17 protein-coding genes are annotated in these 22,476 nt (G+C 74.4%); 5 read left to right on the forward strand and 12 right to left on the reverse strand.

Annotated elements, in window-relative coordinates; translation table 11 throughout:
- The 3 genes from IE237_RS37395 to IE237_RS37405 form a co-directional block, all read right to left on the reverse strand.
- Positions 1–3,989: type I polyketide synthase (locus tag IE237_RS37395; protein WP_189806660.1), on the reverse strand; the 3,989-nt coding region annotated here is incomplete at its 3' end.
- A 310-nt stretch (positions 3,990–4,299) separates the two neighbouring features.
- On the reverse strand, positions 4,300–4,638 hold the full coding sequence (locus tag IE237_RS37400; RefSeq protein ID WP_189806661.1) for a hypothetical protein: 339 nt from the start codon (positions 4,636–4,638) through the stop codon (positions 4,300–4,302).
- Positions 4,635–5,234: an RNA polymerase sigma factor gene (locus tag IE237_RS37405; protein WP_189806662.1), complete on the reverse strand. Its 600-nt coding sequence runs from the start codon at positions 5,232–5,234 to the stop codon at positions 4,635–4,637. The genes IE237_RS37400 and IE237_RS37405 overlap by 4 nt, the downstream gene beginning before the upstream one ends.
- Positions 5,235–5,548: 314 nt before the next feature.
- On the opposite strand from IE237_RS37405, the gene IE237_RS37410 reads away from it, so the two are divergent.
- Positions 5,549–6,730: an MFS transporter gene (locus IE237_RS37410; RefSeq protein WP_189806735.1), complete on the forward strand. Its 1,182-nt coding sequence runs from the start codon at positions 5,549–5,551 to the stop codon at positions 6,728–6,730.
- Positions 6,731–6,770: 40 nt separating this feature from the next.
- Here IE237_RS37410 and IE237_RS37415 read toward each other — a convergent pair whose 3' ends face one another.
- Together IE237_RS37415 and IE237_RS37420 are read right to left on the reverse strand one after the other, a co-directional pair.
- On the reverse strand, positions 6,771–7,130 hold the full coding sequence (locus tag IE237_RS37415) for a hypothetical protein (protein ID WP_189806663.1): 360 nt from the start codon (positions 7,128–7,130) through the stop codon (positions 6,771–6,773).
- A 114-nt stretch (positions 7,131–7,244) separates the two neighbouring features.
- Positions 7,245–8,585, reverse strand: coding sequence for a helix-turn-helix domain-containing protein (locus tag IE237_RS37420; RefSeq protein WP_189806664.1), 1,341 nt, complete (start codon positions 8,583–8,585; stop codon positions 7,245–7,247).
- Positions 8,586–8,749: 164 nt separating this feature from the next.
- Here IE237_RS37420 and IE237_RS37425 point away from each other — a divergent pair, with 164 nt between their 5' ends.
- The 4 genes from IE237_RS37425 (at position 8,750) to IE237_RS37440 (ending at position 13,416) form a co-directional block, all read left to right on the forward strand.
- Positions 8,750–10,063: a M64 family metallopeptidase gene (locus tag IE237_RS37425; protein ID WP_229843928.1), complete on the forward strand. Its 1,314-nt coding sequence runs from the start codon at positions 8,750–8,752 to the stop codon at positions 10,061–10,063.
- Positions 10,064–10,238: 175 nt separating this feature from the next.
- The gene (locus tag IE237_RS37430; protein ID WP_189806665.1) at positions 10,239–11,318 is read left to right on the forward strand and encodes a chitinase; all 1,080 of its coding nucleotides are present in this window, start codon (positions 10,239–10,241) and stop codon (positions 11,316–11,318) included.
- Between the two features lie 82 nt (positions 11,319–11,400).
- Entirely contained in the window at positions 11,401–12,810 is a 1,410-nt protein-coding gene (locus IE237_RS37435) for an amidase (RefSeq protein ID WP_189806666.1), read from the forward strand.
- A gap of 183 nt (positions 12,811–12,993) precedes the next feature.
- Entirely contained in the window at positions 12,994–13,416 is a 423-nt protein-coding gene (locus IE237_RS37440) for a VOC family protein (protein WP_189806667.1), read from the forward strand.
- On the opposite strand, the gene IE237_RS37445 is transcribed toward IE237_RS37440, so the two are convergent.
- The 7 genes from IE237_RS37445 to IE237_RS37475 form a co-directional block, all read right to left on the reverse strand.
- On the reverse strand, positions 13,413–13,886 hold the full coding sequence (locus IE237_RS37445; protein WP_229843931.1) for a hypothetical protein: 474 nt from the start codon (positions 13,884–13,886) through the stop codon (positions 13,413–13,415). The two genes, IE237_RS37440 and IE237_RS37445, sit on opposite strands and share 4 nt — an antisense overlap.
- Positions 13,883–14,404 carry an RNA polymerase sigma factor gene (locus IE237_RS37450; RefSeq protein WP_189806668.1) on the reverse strand — a complete coding sequence of 174 codons (522 nt, stop codon included), beginning with the start codon at positions 14,402–14,404 and terminating at the stop codon, positions 13,883–13,885. Before IE237_RS37450 ends, IE237_RS37445 begins: the two co-directional genes overlap by 4 nt.
- Positions 14,391–14,831 carry a DUF3995 domain-containing protein gene (locus tag IE237_RS37455; RefSeq protein ID WP_189806669.1) on the reverse strand — a complete coding sequence of 147 codons (441 nt, stop codon included), beginning with the start codon at positions 14,829–14,831 and terminating at the stop codon, positions 14,391–14,393. Before IE237_RS37455 ends, IE237_RS37450 begins: the two co-directional genes overlap by 14 nt.
- A gap of 133 nt (positions 14,832–14,964) precedes the next feature.
- Positions 14,965–16,233: a vWA domain-containing protein gene (locus IE237_RS37460; protein ID WP_189806670.1), complete on the reverse strand. Its 1,269-nt coding sequence runs from the start codon at positions 16,231–16,233 to the stop codon at positions 14,965–14,967.
- A gap of 152 nt (positions 16,234–16,385) precedes the next feature.
- Positions 16,386–17,639, reverse strand: a complete 1,254-nt coding sequence (locus tag IE237_RS37465) for an AAA family ATPase (RefSeq protein ID WP_189806671.1) — start codon at positions 17,637–17,639, stop codon at positions 16,386–16,388.
- Between the two features lie 45 nt (positions 17,640–17,684).
- Complete coding sequence (locus tag IE237_RS37470) at positions 17,685–19,154, reverse strand: hypothetical protein (protein ID WP_189806672.1); 1,470 nt, start codon at positions 19,152–19,154, stop codon at positions 17,685–17,687.
- Between the two features lie 117 nt (positions 19,155–19,271).
- The gene (locus tag IE237_RS37475) at positions 19,272–22,412 is read right to left on the reverse strand and encodes an AfsR/SARP family transcriptional regulator (protein ID WP_229843939.1); all 3,141 of its coding nucleotides are present in this window, start codon (positions 22,410–22,412) and stop codon (positions 19,272–19,274) included.
- Positions 22,413–22,476: the final 64 nt, after the last annotated feature.

The raw sequence follows: 22,476 nt of genomic DNA on the forward strand, positions 1-22,476 counted from the left end.
TCCTGGGCGGGGCCGCTGGGTGCGGTGAGGCCGTTGGAGGCGCCGTCCTGGTTCACGGCCGTGCCCGCCACGACGGCCAGCACCTCGTGTCCGAGCCGTCGTGCGTCGGACAGGCGCTCGACGACGAGGACACCGACGCCCTCGGCCCAGGCGGTGCCGTCCGCGTCGGCCGAGAAGGACTTGCACCGGCCGTCCGCCGCGAGTCCCCGCTGACGGGAGAACTCGACGAAGATGCCGGGCGTCGACATGACCGTCACGCCGCCGGCGAGGGCGAGCGAACACTCTCCGGACCGCAGGGCGTTGACCGCGAGGTGCAGGGCGACGAGCGAGGACGAGCAGGCGGTGTCGACCGTCAGGGCGGGGCCCTGGAGGCCCAGGGTGTAGGCGACGCGGCCCGAGGCCACGCTCGACGTCGTTCCCGTCAGGCCGAACCCGGCGGCACCCGCACCGGCCTCGCCGAGCCGAGGACCGTACTCCTGGGCCATGACACCGGCGAACACCCCGGTCTGGGTGCCGCGCAGGGAGTCCGGGGCGATCCCGGCCCGCTCCAGGGCCTCCCAGCACACCTCGAGGTACGCGCGCTGCTGCGGGTCCATCGCCAGCGCCTCGCGCGGCGAGATCCCGAACAGTTCGGCGTCGAACTCCGCGGCGCCTTCGAGGAAGCCGCCGTCGCGGACGTAGGTGGTGCCCACGTGCGCGGGGTCCGGGTGGTAGAGGCCGTCCAGGTCCCAGCCGCGGTCGGCCGGGAATCCCGAGATCACGTCGCGCCGCTCGGCGACGACCCGCCACAGCGCCTCGGGCGAGTCCACCCCGCCCGGGTAGCGGCAGCCGATGCCGACGATCACGACGGGGTCGTCCTCGTCGGTACGGGCCTCGGGCGCCGTCGCGGCGTCCCGGGGCGCGTCGGCGAGCAGCGAGGCCAGCGCGGCGGGGCTGGGGTGGTCGTACACCACGGTGGTGGAGAGCTTGCGCCCGGTGGCGGTGACGATCCGGTTGCGCAGCTCGACGACCATCGCCGAGTCGATGCCCAGTTCCTTGAACGTCCGCCGCGGTTCGATCTCGGCGACGGAGTCGTAGCCGAGCACGGCGGCGGTGTGGGCCCGCACCAGCTCCAGGGCGGCCGGGCCGGTCAGGGAGGACGGGGCCTCGGTCTCCGGCACGTCCTCGGTGTCCTCGGGGAGCGCCGAGGCCCGCGGCGCCAGGGCCCGGGCGGCGTGGGGCTGCCCGGAGATCCAGTGACGGCGCCGCTGGAAGGCGTACGTCGGCAGCTCGGCGCGGGTGGTGCCGGCGGGCAGGACGGCGGACCAGTCCACCTCGGCGCCGTGGCAGAACGCCTCGCCGAACGCGAGCAGCAGGCGCTGCGGGCCGCCCTCGCCGCGGCGCAGGGTGCCCAGGGCGGCGACGGGCAGGTCGGCGGCCTCCGCGGTCTGCTGGACGGCGAGCGCCAGCACGGGGTGCGGGCTCATCTCGATGAACAGCTCGTGCCCGGCGGCGAGGAGGGCCCGTACGGCGGGCTCGAAGGCGACGGGTTCGCGCAGGTTGCGGTACCAGTAGTCGACGTCCAGCTCGGAACCGTCCAGCGCCGTGCCGGTCACGGTGGAGTGCAGCGGCACGGTGCCGGCGCGGGGCGCGATGCCGGCGAGTTCGGCCGGGAGCGTGTCGCGCACGGCGTCGACGTGCGGGCTGTGGGAGGCGTAGGCGACCGGGATGCGGCGGGTGCGGATCTCCTCGCCGTAGTGCGCGGCCAGGGCGTCCAGGGCGTCCCCGTCACCGGCCACCACGGTCATGCCGGGCGAGTTGACGGCGGCCACGCTCAGGTGCGGGTGTCCGGCGAGGTCCTCGCGGACCCGGTCGGCGGGCAGCGACACGGTCATCATGCCGCCGCCGCGCCCGGCGAGCGCGCCGAGGGCGCTGCTGCGTACGGCGATCAGCCGGGCCGCGTCGTCCAGGCTCAACGCGCCGCTGACGGTGGCGGCGGCTATCTCGCCCTGCGAGTGGCCGACGACCGCGGCCGGTTCGACGCCCGCGGCCCGCCACAGCGCGGCGAGCCCGACCATCACGGCCCACAGCGCGGGCTGCACGACGTCGTCGCGGTCCAGGGCGGGCGCGCCGTCGCGCCCGCGCAGCACATCGGTCAGCGACCAGTCGCGGTAGGGGCGCAGCGCGCGCTCGCAGTCCCCGACGACCCGGGCGAACTCGGGCTCGCTGTCGAGGAGTCCGGCGGCCATGCCGGCCCACTGGGAACCCTGGCCGGGGAAGACGAACACCGCCTCGCGGACGGTCCGGTGGCTGCTGCCCTCGACCGCGGCCTGCGTGACCCGGGCGTCGGCGACCGCGTCCAGGGCGTCCAGCAGCTCGCTCCGTCCCGTTCCGGTCAGAACGGCGCGGTGGGTGAAGGCGGTGCGGTCGCCGGAGAGGGCCCGGGCGATCTCCGCGACGTCGAATCCGGGGTGCGCGGCGAGGTGCTCGCGCAGCCGGGCGGCCTGGGCGCGCAGCGCCTTTTCACCGCGTCCGGAAAGCACCCACGCGACGGAATCGGATACGTCCGACCCCTCTGTCCGATCCGGCCTGTTCCCGGCGGTCGGAGAAGCGTCGTCGCGCCATTCGCCGAGTACCAGATGACAGTTCGTACCGCCCATTCCGACCGAGGTCACGCCCGCGAAGAGGGGCCCGTCGGGATGCGGCCACGGCCCGGTCTCGGTGGCGGCGGCGAGTCGCAGATCATCGAACGGTATCTGCGGATTGGGGGTCTGATAGTTGAGCGTTGGAACGAGTTCCCGCTCTTTGAGGCAGAGAATCGTCTTGACGAGCCCCGCTATGCCCGCGGCACCTTCGAGGTGGCCGACATTCGTCTTGACCGATCCGAGCAGGAGCGGTTTATCCGAAGTGCGGGAGGAAGAGAATACGGCGCCCAGAGCAGAGGCTTCTATGGGATCGCCGACCCGGGTGCCCGACCCGTGTATTTCGACATACTGCGCGCGTTCCAGCGGTATACCAGCGTTTTCCCAGGCGTCGCGTATGACGCGTTCCTGAGCTTTTCCGTCAGGGGTGGGGAGGGTGTCGCTGGCGCCGTCGCTGCCGACGGCTCCACCGTGCAGCAGACAGTGGATGCGATCCCCGTCGGCGATGGCCCGACTGAGGAGTTTCAGCGCCACGACTCCGCCGCCCTCACCTCGCACATACCCGTTCGCCCGGGCGTCCAACGAGTAACATCGGCCGTCGGGCGAGAGGCTGCCGAAGGCCGCCAGGGCCTCCGTGCTCTCCGGTGCGAGGTTGAGGTTGACCCCGCCGGCCAGCGCCACCGTGGACTCGCCGCGACGCAGGCTCTCGCAGGCCAGATGTACCGCGACCAGCGACGATGACTGTGCGCTGTCGATCACCATGCTGGGGCCCTGGAGTCCCAGGACGTAGGAGACGCGGTTGGCGATGATGCCGCGGTGCAGGCCGGTGACCGTGTGCGCGGAGGTGGCCTCGGGGCCGGCCGCGTGGGTGAGGGCCGTGTAGTCGTCCGCGATCGCGCCGACGAAGACGCCCGTTGCGGTGCCCGCGAGCGAGGCCGGGACGATGCCGGCGTCCTCCAGCGACTCCCAGGCCAGTTCGAGCACGAGCCGCTGCTGCGGGTCCATCGCGGCGGCCTCACGCGGGGATATCCCGAAGAACTCGGCATCGAAGGTGTCGACACGGGGCAGAAAACCGCCGGGACGCGCCGAACCGTCCTCGCGGACGCCGAGGTGCGCGCGATCGGCGGGCGGCTCCGCGATGGCATCGCGGCCGTTCCTGAGGAGATTCCAGAATTCGGCCGGGGTCGCGCCACCGGGTAAGCGGCAGGAAAGTCCGACGACGGCGACGGTGCGGTCGTCGATCTGATCGTTCGTCAGGTGCGGTCGTGCGTCCCGGACCGAATGCGCCGGGTTTTCCGTGGCGCTGTCCGATGGGCTCCCCGCACCGGCCGGTGTCGCTGCCGCCTCAATCTGGGCATGGCGGATCATGGTGTTGTTGCTCCCCCCGTGAAGCACGATCAACGGCGTTGCCGACTAGGCGGCCCTGCCCGTCTCAATCTCGTTTTGGACCCTAGCACCGAGGCGGCGCTCCGTAAACCAATGGCCAGGGCGGGGGGATGGTATGCAAAACGAATGTGACGGATAATCCCGGGCGCCCTTGTGCGGGCTTCCCGAGACGGTCGTCTCACGTTCACGCAAAAGGGCGTCCGAAGCCTCCCGGCCCGGTGACACCACCCTCCGGGACGGTCTGCGGGAGGGTGGAGATCAGGCCGGGGCAGGAGGCCGGAGAGCCGGGGACCTAGCTCGCCTTCTTGGCCGCCGGGTCCGCCTTGGTCAGGGTGCAGACGCCGTCCACGCACTGACGCTCCAGACGGCCCCGGGAGATGGTCTGCGCCAGGCCCACCATCCAGCAGGTCGGGCAGCCCCGGAAGGCGATCAGGGCCAGCGGGGCCGCCAGCAGGGTGGCCGGGCCGGCGACGGGCACCATGGCGATCGAGCCGATGATCAGCCCGAAACCGATGACGCCGCGCGCCAGATGGCGCGGGACGGACTTGCTCGCGAAGTTCGGCGCGGCCGACGGTGCGGTGACCGGCGCCTTCGTGCCCTCGGGGGGCTTCACGATGTTCAGCGTGTTCATGGTCGTGAGTCTCCTTCGACTGGTCGGTCGATGGCCTGATCCGGTGCCTGGTCGGTCGCCTCCAGCGCCTGCCGCAGTGCCGCACGCGCCCGGTGCAGGCGCGACTTCATCGCGGCGCTGCTCAGACCGAGCGCATGGGCGACGGTCTTGCCGGGCAGGCCCTGGACGTCCCGCATGATCAGGACCTGGCGCTGTTCACGAGGAAGGGCGCTGACCGCGGCCGCGATCCGCTCCACCTCCAGCCTGTACAGCACCGCCTGCTCTGCGGACGGTTCCGCGTCCACCTCCGGTTCGCCCGGCGGCTCGTCGCGGAGTGTGCGGAGCAGCCGTACCTGCCGGAGGCATTCGTTGCGCACGATCCGGAACATCCATGAGGCAAGCGCGCCGGTGGCCCGCAAGGTGCCGATCTTCCGGTAGAGGATGATCAGCGCCTCTTGCGCCGCGTCCTCCGCGTCCTGCGGCGAGGCGCACAGCGATATGGCGAACTTGCGCACATGCGGCTGCGATTCCATGACGACGGTGGTGAGCGACGTGACGTCGCCGTCCTGAGCGGCCTTGATCAGCCGCTCGTCAGGCCAGGGGAAGCGTTGGTTCATGTGCTACTCATACCGGAAGGCGCCCCGCGCGCAGGCGCTGGTCAGCTTCGGCTCTTGTTGAAGCGCCGCATCAGGTGCCAGCTGCACGCACCCACGAGCACGACGCCGATGACGATGATGGCAGTGACCATGTTGCTGTTTCCTCCCGGTAACACCGGCCCGTTCGGCCGGTACACACATAAGAGACGGGGGGGTCCCCAGAGGATTCGCGTCTCGCCGAAGTTTTTTTCGAACCGGCCCGGGACCCCGGTCACCGGCCTCGAAGCGCCCTTACCGACGGACCGCCGGAGGCCTAGCGTCGTCGGGTGACCAACATGCTCAACTCCCCAACGGAGGGCGCCGGTTCACGGCCGCCCCTGGTGACGCGGCCGCTGCTGCTGCGCTTCGTCCCGATCATCGGCGCCTCGACGAGCTTCTATCTGCTGCTCTCGGTCGTCCCCCTCTACGCCGAGACGTCCGGCGGGCGCCACGGCCATGCCGCCGGACTCACCACGGGCGCGCTCATGCTGGCCACGGTCGGAGGCGAGCTGGCCACTCCCCGGCTCGTCGCCCGCTTCGGCTACCGCGTCGCCCTGGTGGCGGGCCTCGTCCTCCTCGGCGCGCCCGCCTTCGCGTTCTCCGCCTCCGGGAGCCCGCTCTGGATCGCGGCGGTCTGTGCCCTGCGCGGCCTCGGCTTCGCGTTCACGATCGTCGCGGGCGGCGCCCTGTCGGCCTCGCTCATACCGGCCGAGCGCCGTGGTGAGGGCCTGGCGCTCGTCGGCATCGTGACCGGGGTCCCCTCGCTCGTGGCGCTTCCGCTGGGCGTGTGGCTGGCGGCGCACGTGGGGTACGGTCCGGTCTTCGCCGCCGGAGCCGTGGCCGCGCTGGCCGCCGTCGTCTCCGTGCCGGGCCTGCCGGACCGGGATCCGGCGCCGGGGCGGGCGATGGGGATGTCGGCCGGGTTCCGCACGGGCGCCCTGCTCCGGCCCGCCCTCGTCTTCGCGGCCACCGCGCTCGCCGCCGGAATCCTCGTGACCTTCCTTCCGCTCGCGGTCCCCTCGGCCTCCGCGGGCGTCGTCGCCGTCGCCCTGTTCGCCCAGTCCGCTGCGGCGACCGGGGCCCGCTGGGTCGCCGGCCGGCACGGCGACCGGCACGGGCCGGCCGCACTGCTCCTGCCGGGCCTCGCCCTCGCGGCCGGGGGGACGCTGCTCACCTCCCTGACCCGCAGTCCGTTCGCCGTCGTCCTCGGCGTGACGCTCTTCGGGGTCGGCTTCGGCGTCACCCAGAACGCGACCCTCACCCTGATGTACGCGCGGGTCTCCGTCACCGGCTACGGAACGGTCAGCGCCCTGTGGAACGTCGCCTTCGACGCGGGCATGGGCGTCGGGGCCGTCGGCTTCGGGCTCCTCTCGGCCCGGACCGGCTATCCGTCGGCCTTCGCCCTCACGGCCGCTCTGATGCTCACGGCCCTCGCCCCGGCCTGGCGCGACCGCCGGGAGGAGGGCCTCCTGAGGTGACCGCCGGGCGGAGGGCCCCTGAGGTGACCGGCCCCGGTGCTCAGCCCGTTCCGGACTCGCCCGCGGGGGCGTTCCTCCGGACGCCGGCGAGCGAGACGATCATCTCCGTGACGGCTGCGAGGTCCTCGCGCGAACGGGTCTCGTCCAGGTCGCACACATGCTGCAGGACGAGCCCGTCCAGGCTCGCCACGACGACCCGGCCGAGCCGGGCGAAGGACACCGCGCAGGACTCGCCCGCGTTCTGGGCCGCCTGCCGGCACCATGCGGCGACGACCGCCCCGTACCGCTCGTACTGCCACCGCGCCAGGCTCTCCTGCCCGGCGGCGCGCAGGGAGGTGCTCGCGACCCCGTCCCGGGACAGTGCGGTGCGTGCGGCTGCCACCAGCTGCCGGCGGCGCACCGCTGCTTCGACGTGGGCCGTCGCTTCTCTTTCTCGGTCGCGTGACCGACAGCATCCCGCCGGGCCCCGCCCCCCCCCCCGGGCAAGCCGGGGTGTCCGTCCCGGTCGTCCGTCCTACAGGGGCGGCTGGGCGGGCGCGGGGCCGAGGGTGGTGGTGCCGGCCGTGCGGTGTCCGAGGCCCGTGCGGTACGCGTCGAGGGCGGCCTCCACCCGGCCCGTGCGGCGCAGCAGGTCGCCGAGGAGCCGGCACAGGTCGGCGAGGTCGCCCGCCGCGCCCGCCCGTTCCAGGAGGCTCAGGGCGCGGACGTAGTGCTCCTCGGCGGCCTCGGTGTCGGGGGCGTCCTCGGCGATGATGCCGAGCAGCCGGTGCGCGGCGGCGGCGTGGACGGCGCCGCGTTCCGGGGACAGGCCTCCGAGCACCCCGTGCAGCAGGTCGGCGGCCTCCTCGGACCTGCCGCGCCGGTGCAGCACGTCGGCGAGTTCGACGGCGACCTGGCTGCTGTAGAGGGCGGCCCGGTGGGAGGCGAGCATGGCTCGGGCGGCGCGCAGTTCGTCCTCGGCCCGGGCGAGGTCGCCGTTCTGGGCGTACACATAGCCGCGCATCCAGCGGCAGTTGGCGAGCTCGGTGCGGATCTTCAGCTGGCGGTACATCTCGGCGGCCTTGCCGAGCGAGGCGTCGGCCTCGGCGATCCGGCCCTCGGCGAGCAGGGTGCGGGCGACCGAGCGGTGCATCCGGGCGATCAGTGCGGGGTCCTCGGCCTGCGGCGCGAGCGCGAGCGCGAGCTCGGCGGCCTGGGCTGCGCGGGCCTGGGCACCCATGTCCATGTAGGGGCCGATCACGGCGGTGTAGAGGAGGAGCAGCGCGTCGGGGTCGTGCAGACCAGCGAGGTTGAGCTCGTCGAGCGTGGACTCCAGGAGATAGACGGCGTAGCGGAGTTCGCCGGCCAGGTAGTGGGCGACGGCGCGGCCCCGCCGGGCCGGGACGCGGGCGGGCAGCGAGGCGTCGGCGAGGGTCCGTTCGGCGTGCTCGAAGTGCTCGCGGGCGGCGACGAGGTCGCCGGTGTCGAGCCGGCACTCGCCGAGTCCCAGCCGCGCGGTCGCCTCCTCCTCGACGAGGCCGTGGGCCAGGGCCTCCGTGAGCAGGCCGGTGTACTGGGCGGCGGCCTCCTCGGCCTCGCCGTCGGCGAGGGTGCGCTGCGCCTCGGTGAGCCGGAGCCGCAGGTCGGTGGCGAGGTGGGCGGGCCGTCCGGTGGCGAGCTCCTCGAAGGTGACGCCGAGCCGGTCGGCGAGATGGCGCAGCGCCTCGTCGGAGGGGCGCACCCGTCCGGCCTCCACGGTCGAGACGTAGGCGGGCGTGTAGGAGGGCTCGGCCAGCCGGCGCTGGGTCAGCCCGCGGCGCAGCCGCAGCTCTTGCACTCTGCGCCCGATGGTCTCGGGGTCGTCCCGCTTCGCCATACGCCCCATCATGCCAGCGCCCCTCTCGCCCATTTCGCCCCTCCTCGTACCGGGACCTTGTGCCTGCCCCGCCCAACCCCCTAGCTTAAGCGGCTACTTAAGCACAGTTAACTCAGCACTTGAGAGAGGTCGTCGTGCCCGGAAACGGATCTCCCCGCACACGCTTGATCGCCTCCGTCGGCGCCGTCGTCACGGCCGCCGCCCTGCTCGCCGGCGCGCACACGGCCGGAGCGGCCCCGGTGCCCGCCGCCGGACCCGGCCCGGTGGCGACGCACGAGGTCGAGTACTTCGACGGTCCCGGGGCCGAGCCCCGGCACAAGGTCGTCCCCGCGGAGGCCCCCGCCAGGATCGCCCGCCACCGCGCGCCGGCCGCCGCCGCGGCCCCGGCGGCCACCGCCGCGGGGGTCACGGCCGTCCAGGAGACCGGGCCGGTCTCCGGCCGGCTCGACCTGGTGGTCATGGGCGACGGCTACACCGCCGCCCAGCAGGCCGACTTCCGCGCGGACGCCCAGGCCACGCTCGACTCCGTCTTCGCCATCGAGCCCTACGCCAGCTATCGCGGTCTGTTCAACATCTGGCTGGTGGACACCGCCTCCGCCGAGTCCGGCATCTCCGGCGACCCGACCGCCGGCGTCGTCCGGAACACCGCCCTCAGCTCGTACTTCTTCTGCGAGGACACGGAGCGGCTGCTCTGTCTCGACACCTCGAAGGTCACCGCGTACGCCAACCAGGCGCCGGCCTCCGACATCGTCTTCGTCATCGCCAACTCGGCCAAGTACGGCGGCGCGGGCTACAGCTTCCCGACCCCGCCGGCCGGGGCCTCGTACCACGGCGTCGCGACCATGTCCTCGGACAACGCGCAGTCGTACCTCATCGGCGCCCATGAACTCGGCCACTCCATAGGCAACCTGGCCGACGAGTACCAGTACGCCGGCTACGGGGCCTACCCGTACCCCTCGTCCGAGAGCGTCAACATCTCCGTCACCCCGGACCTCGGCGCGACCAAGTGGTACCGCTGGCTCGGCGAACAGGACCCGACCGGCTCGGTGATCGGCGCCTACGAGGGCGGCGACTACTACGAGACCGGCGTCTACCGCCCCACCAGCACCTCGCTCATGCGGACCCTGGCCTCCACGGAGTTCAACCACGTCGGCCGCGAGGCGATGATCAAGGGCTTCTACGCGTACGCGGACGCCGTCACCTCGACGGTGCCGACCGGCACGCGGGTCCGTGCGAACCAGAAGCTGAGCGTGCGGCTCGCCCCGGTGACGGGACTGTCCGGTCTGAAGCTGACCTGGTACGTCGACGGCAAGCCGGTCACCCGGGCCGCCGGCCGTCTCTCCGTGACCCCGGCCGAACTCGGCGCCACCCGCGCAGGCCGGCGCATCACCGCGACGGTGACCGACACGACGGCGGCGGTCCGCGACCCGGCGGTCCGGGCCGCTGCGACCAACTCCCTGAGCTGGCAGGTGCGCTGACCGCCGCACGAGCCTCAGGGGCGACCGGGCTCCGGCCCGGTCGCCCTCATGGGTGCGGGGCCTGGGGCAACTCCCGTACATGCGAGGGTGGTTGACGAAAGGTCTGGACCAACCTACGGTCTGCTGGAGCGCGCGCCATGCCCAGGACCATCCCCCCACGTCCCCAGGAGCACGCATGCCAGGCCCTCGGATCACCCGTGTCCTCGGAGCGGGGCTCGTCACCCTGCTCACCGCCGCCGTCCTCGCCGGCCCCGCCGCCGCGGCGAAGCCCGTGACCTCCCCGTCGTCCGCCGCCGCGGACACCTGCGCCCTCAAGCCGAAGCCCGCCGGGAAGGTCCTCCAGGGGTACTGGGAGAACTGGGACGGCTCCGCCAACGGCGTCCATCCGCCGTTCGGCTGGGCACCCATCGACGACCCGCGGTTCGCGGCCCACGGCTACAACGTCATCAACGCCGCCTTCCCCGTGATCCGCTCGGACGGGACGGTGCTCTGGGAGGACGGCATGGACAGCACCGTCCGCGTCGCCACCCCGGCGGAGATGTGCCGCGCCAAGGCGGCCGGGGCGACGATCCTGATGTCGATCGGGGGCGCCGCCGCCGGGATCGACCTGAGTTCCCGCGCCGTCGCCGACCGCTTCGTCGAGACCGTCGTGCCGATCCTGAAGGCGTACAACTTCGACGGGATCGACATCGACATCGAGACCGGCCTGGTCGGCAGCGGCAGCATCGGCACCCTCTCCACCTCGCAGGCCAACCTCGTGCACATCATCGACGGCGTCCTGGCCCGCATGCCCGCCGGCTTCGGACTGACGATGGCGCCCGAGACGGCGTACGTCACCGGCGGCAGCGTGGCCTACGGATCGATCTGGGGCGCGTACCTGCCGATCGTGAAGAAGTACGCGGACAACGGGCGCCTGTGGTGGCTGAACATGCAGTACTACAACGGCAGCATGTACGGATGCTCCGGCGACTCCTACTCCGCCGGCACCGTCGCCGGGTTCGTCGCCCAGACCGACTGCCTGAACCGCGGGCTCGTCGTGCAGGGCACCACCATCAAGGTCCCGTACGACAAGCAGGTCCCCGGCCTCCCGGCCCAGCCCGGCGCCGGTGGCGGGTACATGGCGCCGTCGGCGGTGGCCCAGGCCTGGAACCGCTACGGGGGCTCCCTCAAGGGCCTGATGACCTGGTCGGCGAACTGGGACGGCTCGAAGGGCTGGACCTTCGGCGACAACGTGAAGGCCCTCCAGGGACGCTGACCCGCGCCGACCCCTCGCGTGTTACCCACTGGTAGGCAATGATGGCGGGTGACCATCCACACGGCCGGGGGCTGAGGCAGCGGTGACGACTTTCGACGAGAAGACCAGGGTGCACGCCTTCCGGGACGACGCCCTGGGAGAGCACGACGCCGTCGGACTCGCCGACGCCATCCGGCGCGGCGAGGTCGGCGCCCACGAAGCCGCCCGGGACGCGGCGGAGCGGGTGCGGGCCGTCGAGGAACGGCTCCACGCCGTCCAGGCGCACGCCGAGACGCCGGCGCACGGCACCGGCGGCACCTTCGCGGGCGTCCCGACCTTCGTCAAGGACAACACCGACTACCGGGGGCTGCCCACCGGCCACGGCAGCGCGGCCTTCACCCCGAGGGCCGCGCGCCGGCACGCGCCCTTCGCCGGCCAGTTCCTGAGCACCGGCGTCACGGTGCTCGGCAAGACCCGGCTGCCCGAGTTCGGCTTCAGCCCGACCACGGAGTACGAGACCGCCGAGCCCGTCCGCAACCCGTGGAACCCCGACCACTCCGCGGGCGGCTCCTCGGGCGGCAGCGCGGCGCTCGTCGCCGCCGGAGCCGTACCGATCGCCCACGCCAACGACGGCGGCGGTTCCATACGGATACCCGCCGCCTGCTGCGGACTCGTCGGCCTCAAGCCGACCCGCGGCCGGGTCGTGCCGAACGACCAGAGCCACCGGCTGCCCCTGGACCTCGTGGCCGACGGGATCGTGAGCCGCTCCGTACGGGACACCGCCGCGTTCCTCGCCGGCGCCGAGACGTACTGGCGCAACCCGAAGCTGCCGCCCGTGGGCCTGGTCGAAGGCCCCTCGGGCCGGCGGCTGCGCATCGGATTCCTGCTGGACTCCCCGAGCGGCGTCGCCTCCGACGCCGCCACCCGGGAAGCCGTCACGGAGACGGTGGCGACACTCGAACGGCTCGGCCACACCGTCGAGCCCGTCGAGATCGCCATCGACCCGCGCTTCACCGAGGACTTCCTCACCTACTGGGGAATGCTGTCGTTCCTCCTCGGCGCCACCGGCCGGACCCTCGGCACCGACTTCGACCGGCACCGCATGGACGCCCTCAGCCGCGGGCTGCGCGCCACGTACCTGGAGAGGTGGCGGAGCACTCCGGGCGTGCTGCGGAGGCTGAAGCGCACCAAGGTGGCCTACGCGGCGGCGTTCCGCGGCCTCGACCTCCTCCTCACCCCCGTCCTCGCCCACCCCGCCCCGCCGATCGGGCACCTCGCGCCGACCGTCCCCTACCCGACGCTGATCGAGCGGATGCTGGCGTACGTCGCGTTCACCCCGATCGACAACGTCGTCGGCACCCCGTCGATCTCGCTGCCCAGCACCCGGTCGACGGACGACGGGCGGCCCATCGGCGTCATGTTCTCCGGCCGCCCCGGCAGCGAACGGACCCTCCTCGACGTGGCGTTCACCCTGGAGGCGGACAGCCCGTTCCGGCGGATCCAGGACGCGTGACCTGCCCCCGGCCCGACCGCGGACCCGGGTGCGTGTCCGAGGCGGGCCGGCGCCAGGGAAGCCGGCCGCTTGGGGCAACAGGTCGAATTCCGGGACACCGGCCGAGGCGTCGCCGCGCCCGGCGGCAGTGCTTCCTCTAGCCTCGGCCGGAACCCACCCACCCGGCGGAAAAAGGGGAACCCCGTGCCCTCTCGGCTCAATCCGTACATCAGCTTCGACGGCGACGCCCGGCCGGCCCTGGAGTTCTACAAGGAGGTCTTCGGCGGCACCCTGACGCTCAACACCTACGGCGCCTTCGGCGAGGACAAGGCCGGGGACGCAGCCGAGAAGATCATGCACGGCATGCTCGAGACCGACAGCGACTTCACCCTCATGGCCGCGGACGTCCCCCCGGGCATGCCGCACAACCCCGGCAACAACATCTCCGTGAGCGTGAGCGGCGAGGACGCCGGCGAACTCCGCCGCTACTGGGAGAAGCTCTCCGGCAGCGGCACGGTCTCCGTCCCGCTGGACAAGCAGATGTGGGGCGACGTCTTCGGCATGTGCACGGACCGCTTCGGCATCACCTGGATGGTCAACATCAACACCGCGGAGCCGGCCGCCTAGCCGGCGACCCGTTCGGCGAGGCGCGCCATGGCCCGTTCCAGTTCACGGCGCGTCCCGAACGGGACCAGCGCGGCCCGCCCCGGGACACGGACGCCACCCGTGAGCGCCACCCGGGTCCGGCCGCCCTCGTCCACCGCCGCCATCCCGATGACCAGGAACCGGCTCTGCAGCCAGCACCAGCCCGGCCGCAGCACGCCGTGGAACCGCGCCCGCAGACCGTGACGGCTGCGGGCGAGCGCCTCCACCCGGTCGCCGTCCCGGCGCAGCACCCGCACCGACCGCATGTCGGGCTGGAACTCCCCGAAGCCGCCCTCCAGATCGCCCATGACACCCCACACCGCGTCGAGCGGTGCGGGCAGCACCCGCTCCACGATCCGGGCGCCGCGCACCCCCGCGGCCATGACCCGCAGCCGCCGCACGTCGTCGATCACCGGACCGTCCCCCTCACGGGTCGTCTTCTCCTCGCTCACGCGGACCACGCCTTTCGGAAGCTCTGCCGGGCCCGGTGCAACCGGGACTTCGCCGTGCCCGCCGGCACCCCGAGGAGCGCCGCCGCGGCCTCCTCGTCCATCCCCTCCACGTCCCGCAGCACGAGCACCGCCCGGTGCGCGGGCGTCAGCCGCGCCAGGACGTCGTCGATGTCGGCGGCCAGCTGCGGATCCCCCCGCTCCGGCACCTCGGGGAGCTCCGCCGGCCGCGCCCGCGCCGCCCGTTTGGCGACCCGCACCGCCTCCCGTACGGAGATCGCCCGCACCCACCCGTACAGTGCCTCGGGCTCCCGCAGCGACCGCAGTGAGGTGAAGACGGCGACCAGGGCCTCCTGCGTGGCATCCGGTCCGTCGTCGAGGGCGATCGGCCGGCAGATCCGGGCGATGTACGGGGTGAGGTGGTCGAGCAGGTCGTGGAGCGCCAGGGTGTCGCCGCTCCGGGCGGCCCGGACCAGTGCCACACCCCGGTCGACGGGACCGGCGGCCTCAGCGGGCGGCACGCAGGGCCGTCCAGCCGAAGACCAGGCACAACGGCGTGTAGAGCAGGGCGTTCAGCCAGGGGAAGGCCGCCCCGGAGCCGTCCCGGCCCAGCACGATCCACACCAGTCCGGCCGCCCCGCGCAGCAGCATCCCACCGGCCACGGCGTACGTGACGAGGCGCGGGATCCGACGGCCCCGGACGCCGCGCGCGTGGGCCGCCACGGCGACCGCGGCACACCCTTCGAGCACCGCGAGCGGCAGCACCACCGCCGGCCCGAAGGACACGACAGCACCGAGGACGGCGAGCGAGAGGCTCCGCTCGTCGGCGGCGGGCCAGGTCAGTCCGGTCGCCCAGTAGACGTGCGCCAGCGCGAGGACGGCGAGCAGCCCGGCGACGGCGCGCCCGCCGCCGGCCGCACGAGGCCGCGCGATGTCGATGACCGCCATGAGGTCCCCTCCGTATCGGGATCGAGGTCGAGGTCGGGTCCGACGCCCAGGGGCGCCGACACCTGAAGGAGGACCCGGACCGGGTGGACGTTCCCTGTGATCCGGCTCACGCGCGCGTACGGGCGGACGGCGGCTATCCGATGTCCACCACCCGGGCCCACTCCGGCGGCCCGGCCGGCACGTGGTCGGGGTCGTCCTCGCTCCACGAACGGAACCTCCGCGCGCGCGGGAACAGGCCCACCACCGTCCGGCAGGCCGGCCGCGCGGAGGGCCACGGCGTCTGACCGTCGGTCAGGACCACGAGCACGTCGGGCCGCGGGCGCGCCCGCAGCGCCGCGGCGAAACCCGTGCGCAGATCCGTACCGCCACCGCCCATGAGCGGGATGCCCTCGGCGCGGCACAGCGGATGCACGATCCGCGCCGCCGCGTCGCACGGCAGCACCGTGACCAGGTCGCGCCGGCCGCCCACCGCCCTGGCGATCGCCGCGACCTCCAGGAGCGCGCTGCCCAGTTCCGCGTCGCTGACCGACCCCGAGGTGTCGATGACGACGGAGACCCGGGGCGGGCTGCGGCGCAGACTCGGCAGCACGGCCCCGGGCACGGAGGCCGAGCGCCGCGACGGCCGCCCGTACGAGTAGTCGTCCCCGGCGCCGGACCCGTAGGCCGCCGACCTGACGGCCGCCCCCAGCAGGTCCCGCCACGCCTGCGGCGGATGGAACGCCTCCTCGGCCCACCGCCGCCACCCCGCCGGTGTGCTGCCCGGCCGGCCGGTGATCGCCTCGGCCACCCGGAACCGCACGGCGTCCTGCTCCTGGGAGCTCAGCCCCCGGGCGCCGTCCGGTCCGAGGTCCCACGCCCGTGCGAGGCCGTCGGCGCCGCTGCCGCAGTCCAGCCAGCCCGCGTCCCGGGTCCGGAGCCCCAGCTGGAACTGGCGGAGGTAGTCCTCCATGAGCTGCCCCTCGGGAAGCCCCAGCATCCCCGGATGGACGGCCCCTTCGGGCCTCGGCAGTCCCTCTCCGAAGACGTCGTCGTTGATCTCGCAGTCCGCGGCGATGTTCATCCGCAGCCGCTCGCCCGAACCCGTGAGACCGCGCTCCCGCGCCACCCGGTCGCTGCGCCCGTGGTGGTCGCGGAGCAGGTGCGTCACCTCGTGCACCCACACCCCGGCGAGCTCGTGCACCGGGGTCCGGTCGACGAACGCCGGCGAGACGTAGCAGCGCCAGTGACGGTCCACCGCCATGGTCGGCACGTCCCGCGACTCCACGGTGTGCAGGGCGAACAGCGCGGTCGCCAGATACGGCCGGACACGTACGGCGTGCAGCCGGGCGGCGTACAGCTTCTCCCGGTCCAGCCGGCCTGGCGTGGTGTTCTCCGGCTCCTCCCGGGCAGGCCGGACTGCCATGGAGTCTTCCGACTCCTCCGGGGCGGGCCCGCCTGTCGTGGCGTTTTCCGACTCCTCCGGGGCCGGCCCGCCCGTCGTGGTGTTCTCCGACTCCTCCCGGGCCGGCCCGCCCGGTAGGGCCTGCTCCGCCTCCGGTATCTCCGTGCCCGGCCTCATCGGCTCGCCCCCGCGCCGGCCGTCGCACCCGCCGCCACGCGGTCGCCCGCCCGGTCCGCGCGCCGGGACAGGGACACGACGCCGGCCAGCCGCTCGATCGAGGCCGGGACGTCCCAGTCCTCCCGGCGCAGCCCCGCCAGCGTCGTCGCCGGCACGACCACCAGATCCGGGGCCCCCGACTCCAGCGCCCGGGCGAGCAGGGCCCAGGCCGCGTCCCAGCGGGACTTCTCCGGGCGCCGGGCGACCGCCTCCACGACCCCCTCCAGGGCCGCCTGGCGGCGGTCCCCGCGCTCGGGCAGCTCCGCGCCCTCGGGGTCGGCGAGGAGCAGTTCGGGATCCGGGAGGTCCATCCGGTCGAGCCAGGCGAGGAGTTCGAGCCCGGGGCCGTCCCCGACGACACCCCTGACGAGCTGCGAGAGCACGTCCCGCGACACACCGGCGGCGGACGCGAAGGCGATGAGCCGCAGCGCCATCTCCCAGCTGCGGGGCGAGGGCCAGGGACCGCCCCGCATCGCCTCACCGCTGGGCAGCCGGTGCACGAGGGCGGGCCGGGCCGTCAGCAGACCGCAGACCGCCCGCCGGGCGACGTCGACGGCCTCGGTCAGCTTCTCCGGGTCGAGCCGGGGGAGTGTGGCGCGCGGCCAGACGCCCCCGAGACCGCGGACCACGACCTCGGTGTCGTGCGTCCACCGCAGATGGACGAAGCGGTTGGCGAGCGGCGGGCTCAGCTCCCAGCCGTCCGCGGCGGAGGAGCGCGGATTGGCGGCGGCCACGATCCGTACGTCGGGCGGCAGGAGCAGAGTGCCGATCCGCCGCTCCAGGACGAGACGGAGGAGCGCCGCCTGGACGGCCGGGGGAGCGGAGGACAGCTCGTCCAGGAACAGCAGGCCCCGGCCGGCCCGCACCAGACGCACCGCCCATTCCGGCGGGGCCATGGGGACGCCCTGCTCCGCGGGGTCGTCCCCGACGACGGGCAGCCCGGAGAAGTCGGTGGGCTCGTGCACGCTCGCGATCACCGTGGTCAGCGGCAGGTCGAGCGAGGCGGCGAGCTGGGTCAGGGCCGCGGTCTTGCCGATGCCCGGCTCACCCCACAGGAGGACCGGCAGGTCGGCGGCGACCGCCAGGGTCAGCGCCTCCAGCTGGGGGTCGGGGCGCGGCTCGGTGGCGGTGTCGCGCAGCAGGGACAACAGGGCGCCCGCGACGTCGAGTTCGGTGCCGGAGGGCGCGGGAGAGGACATACGTGTGGGCATGGGAGATCACCTGGGGGAGGGAGAGGGAGGGAAGCGGGGTGAGCGTCAGCGGGACGCGGAGGAGGAGGGGAAGGCGGAGGTCGCGTGGCGCGGGTGGGCACCACGCGTGCGCGTGCGGCGGCTGTCCGGACGCGTTCTGCGCGTGGCGGACGACGGGGACCGCGGAGTGAGCTCCCGGCCGGGCGCGGGGCCGACGAGCCCGGCCCGGTAGAGCCCGTACGTGACGCGCCGCCGCGCCGCCGCCTCCAGGGCGTCCCGGAGGGCGCCGTCGCGCAGCAGCGCGGCGGGCCCGAGCAGTCCCTCGACGACCGCGAGGGCCCCGGCGATGTCACCGTGGTCGAGCCGCTCGCGGACACCGGTGAGGCACTCAGGACGCCGATGGGCCTCGTCGACGGCCCGTACGCAGGGGAGAGCGGTGCCGGTCAGCGCGACGAGGAGCTCCTCGCGCCGGAGTTCGGCCGGGTCGTGGTCGAGCGGTGTCAGCACCCCGTCGACCAGGCCGATCCGGTGCCGGGCACCCCGGCACTCGACGAGGCGCGGTGCGCCCGCCCGGTCGGGCGGCCGGTGCGGACCGGCCGGTACGTGACCGGGTACGAGCGCGGCGGCGACCAGCGGGTGCAGCCCGCCGGCCTCGACGAGACCGGCGCGCAGCAGCTCCAGGTCGGGCGGCAGCCACGTGGCCGCGTCCGGCAGGACCGGCACCGTGGCGGAGGACCGCCGGGCGGGCGCGCTCCGAAGCGCGACCGGGGACGGCGCGCCTGAAGGGCCGGAGTCCCAGGACGGGTCGGCGTCCAGGAGCAGCCGGTGCCCCTTGCCCAGGCGTACGGCCACCGGGCCCGCCGGCCGGCCTTCGGCGCGCAGCAGGATCGCCGCCTCCTCCGCCCAGCGGCCCACGGCACAGCGGAGCCCGCCCTCCGGCAGATCGGGTGAGGGGACGCAGGCCGGCGGCGGGTCCGAGGCCCCGGAGCGGGTGCGCAGTTCACCGGACCGGCTCGCGTCCCAGAGGTGGCGGTGCAGGTCGAGCCGGAACCGGGGGTGCGGACGGGGGTGCGGATGGGCATGCCCGGGTCCGTGGCCGGTGCCCGACGGTGAACGGCCGCGGAGCGCGAGGCTGATCCGCTGCCCGGAGTCCGCCCAGGCGGGCGCGGTCCGGGCCACCAGGTGCACGGGGCCGGAGCCGTCGCGTCCCCCGGTGCCGTACCGGGCGAGGGCGACGGTGAGGCCCGGGCGCAGCAGCCCGTCCGGGGCGATCCTCGGCATGTGCCAGCGCAGCAGGTCCGGGGCCAGCCGGCGCAGATCGGCCCGCACGCGGGCCGCGAGTTCCGTGCCGTGGCTCCGTGCGAGCGCGCGGAGGTCGAGATCGACGTCGACGTGTGCGGCGGCGCAGGCCCCCGCCCAGTCCCCGGCCTGTCGGCGGGCGGTCGCGGTCTCGATCATGGAGGGCGGCACGGCGAACTCGCGCACGCGCAGCCAGCGGGAGAGGTGGGAATCCTCGTACGCGGGGGGAGTGGTCATCAGCACTCACCTTGCGCGGACGGGACCCCCGATCTGTGAAGGGAGTGAGTCGTCATCGCGATCATCGTACGGCCTCCCGGAGACGACGGCACGGGCTTTTCCGGGCGGGTCCGGCGCCTACCCGTCGGGGCTGTCCCGTCGCCCGCCGGCACTCGTGCCGTCCAGTCCCTCGCGGGCCCGCCCGTACTGCTGGGGATGGTCCCCGGCGCCGGGCAGGGAGAGGGCGGTCCGGAACTCCTCCCGGGCCTCCGCGCGACGGCCCGCCGCGGCGTAGGTGCTGCCGAGGCGGATACGGATCTCCATCTCCAGCCAGGTGCTGGTGTGTTCGGTGAGGATGGACAGGGCCTCGTGATGGGTGTCGACGGCCGCGCGCAGACGACCCCCGACGTGCTCGGCGGTGGCGAGCCGGGACAGGGCCGCCGCGCGCAGCGGAGCGTCGCCGGCCTCGCGGGCGAGGTCGGCCGCCCGCTGGAGCAGGGCGACGGCCTCGCCGGTGCGGCCCAGCGCCAGCTGGGCCTCGGCGACGAAGCAGAGGCTGCTGCCGATCGTGCGGGGCCGGCCGTTCTTCTCGGCGAGCGCCAGGGCCGAGGCGTACAGCTCCAGCGCCTGCTCGTGGCGCCCCTGTTGGTGGTGGATCGCGCCGAGGTTGCAGGTCACGACGCCGGTCAGCCAGTCGTCGCCGTGGCCCGCCGCCAGTTCCACCGCCTCCTCCAGGAGCGCGGTCCCCTCCTCGACGCGGCCCTGCGTCCAGGCGGAGACGCCGATTCCGGCGATGGCCCGGGCCCGGTCCCGCAGGCCGCCGTCCCCGTCACCGTCCCCTTCGACGGAGCTGTGGCGCAGCGCCTCGGTGAACCAGGAGTGCGCCTCACGGAACCGCCCCTGATGGACGTCGACGACGCCCATGCAGTTGCGGAGCGAGGACGGCATCCGCCGGTCGGTGGCCCGGTCGGCGCAGGTCAGGGCGAGTTCCAGGGCGGCCCGGCACTCGTGGGGGTGGCCCTGGCGCAGCAGATGGTCGACCAGGGCCTCCGCGATCCAGCAGGCATGGTCGAACTCCCCGGCCGCGGCCGCGTACGCCACGACGTCCACCAGCTCCCCGCCCGCCGCGTCCAGCCACGCCGAGGCCTCCCGCCAGTCGGCGAACGGGGCGTCGGCGGTGCCGGGGCCGGTCGGGAACGCCTCCGGGCCCCAGTCGCCCGCCATCCGCCCGGCCGCCGTGTAGAGGCGAAGGAGGGCCGAGCGGTCCGCGGCCGCCTCCTCGGGCGCCGCGGCGGCGAGCTGCCGGGCGTGGACCCGTACGAGATCGTGGAACCGGTAGCGGCCGGGATGCGGCTCCTGGAGCAGGCTGGCGTCGACCAGGTCCTCCAGGATCGCCTCGGCGTGCGCACGAGGACGGCCCAGCACGGCCGCGAGGCCGAGGCCGTCGAAGCGGACGGTCGGCACCACCCCCAACACCCGGAACCCCCTCCGCAGTTCGGGCTCCAGCCGGTCGTACGAGAGCCGGAAGGCGGCCTCCACGCTGCGGTCCTCCGCCCGCAGCTCGCCGAGGCCGTGCGCGTCGTCGGACATCCGGCCCGCCAGGAACGCCAGGGTCCAGGACGGGCGGTTCTGCAGCCGGGCGCTCGCGATCCGCAGCGCGAGCGGGAGGCCGCCGCAGCGCCGGGCGAGCTCCAGGGCCGCCTCCGGCTCGCGGTCCGCCCGTGCCTCCCCGAGCAGTGCGCGCAGCAGGCCGACCGCGTCGCCTCCGGCCAGGGGCTCCACGGTGAGCCGCGCGTCGGCGTCGAGCCCGGGCAGGCGCTGCCGGCCCGCCACCAGGACGCGGCTCCCCGGTCCGGCGGGCAGCAGCGGCCGGACCTGCTCGGCGCTCCGGGCGCCGTCCACGACGAGCAGCAGCCGCAGCCCGCTCGTGGCCGCGCGCCAGGCCGTGACCAGGTCCGCCAGGTCGTCGGTGTCCACGGGGAGTTCCTCGGTGCCGCCCCGCACCGTGCGGAGCAGCCGGCGCAGGGCCCGGTGCGGGCCGGCGCCCTCATCGGCGGCGCCGTGCGCCTCCAGGTCCACGAACAGGGCCCCGTCGGGGTGCTCGCCGGCGAGTGCCCAGGCGGCGCGCACGACGAGCGCGGTCTTGCCGACGCCCGCCGTCCCGTCCACGGTCGTCACGGCCACGGCGCCCGGATGGACGGGGGCGGTGAGGAGGGCGAGTTCGGCCTCGCGCCCGACCAGACAGGCGGTGTCACCGGGGAGTTCGTTGCGCCGGGGGAGAGGAGGTCCCTCGGGATCGCCCGTACGGCGCCGTTCAAGGGGGCTGTCGGTGGCGCCGGGGTGGGTGGTTCCGCGGACGTCGACTGTCTCACCGGCGTCGGCTGCCCCACCGGCGTCGGTTTCCGTATCGGCCTCGACAGCCGTATGGGCCCCGTCACCTCCGACAGTCCCACCGGGGCGAAGGCCGAGGAGCAGCGCGTCGTCCCGGCGCAGAACCGCCTGGTGCACGCCGCGCAGCTCCTCGCCGGGCTCCACGCCCAGTTCGTCCAGGAGCCGGTCGCGGATCTCCCGGTAGACGGCCAGTGCCTCGGCCTGCCGCCCGCTGCCGTACAGCGCGCGCATGCGGAGGGCGGCGAGGGGTTCGTCGTACGGCAGGGCCAGGGGCGCCGCCATGAGCCCGTCCAGGGCCTCCGGGTGCCGCCCGAGCAGCACGAGGCACTCCGCGCGTTCCTGGTGCAGGGTCCGGCGCAGCCGGGTGAGCCGCTGCCGTTCGGTGTCGGCGAGCGGACCCGGCAGGCCGGGCAGGGGTTCCCCGCGGAGCAGCGCGAGCGCCCGGCCGCCGGCGTCGAGGGCGCCGGCGAGGTCACCGCGGGCCTTCGCGCGCCGGCCGCGGGCCGCCTGCTCGGCGAGCTCGGCCAGGTCGGTGCGTGCCCCGCCGGGCTCGAAGCGGTAGCCGCCGCGACCGCCGCCGATCACCGACCGGTCCGGCCCGTGGTCCGCCGCGTCCAGCGCCCTGCGGAGCGCGTAGACGTAGCTCGGCAGGACGCGGTGGCCCGTGCCCGGTGGTTCGGCCCCCCAGACGTCGTCGAGGAGCTGCCGGTACGTGACGAAGCCCGGGGCGCGCAGGACCAGGGCGGCGAGCACCGCCTGCCGCCGGACCGGACCGAGGGCGACCGGGAGGTCGCCGCGCAGGGCCCGGACGGGTCCGAGCAGGTCGATGCGCAGGGGACCGCTCGCTTCGACGGGGCCCGTGCCCCGGTCCGCCGGCTCCACACTCACGTCCTCGCCCCCACGTCCCCCGTGCGCGCGGTGCCCGCACCGCTTCCCGGGACCTTCGTCCCTG

Source organism: Streptomyces tanashiensis (assembly GCF_014648895.1).
Taxonomy (GTDB): Bacteria; Actinomycetota; Actinomycetes; order Streptomycetales; family Streptomycetaceae; genus Streptomyces; species Streptomyces tanashiensis.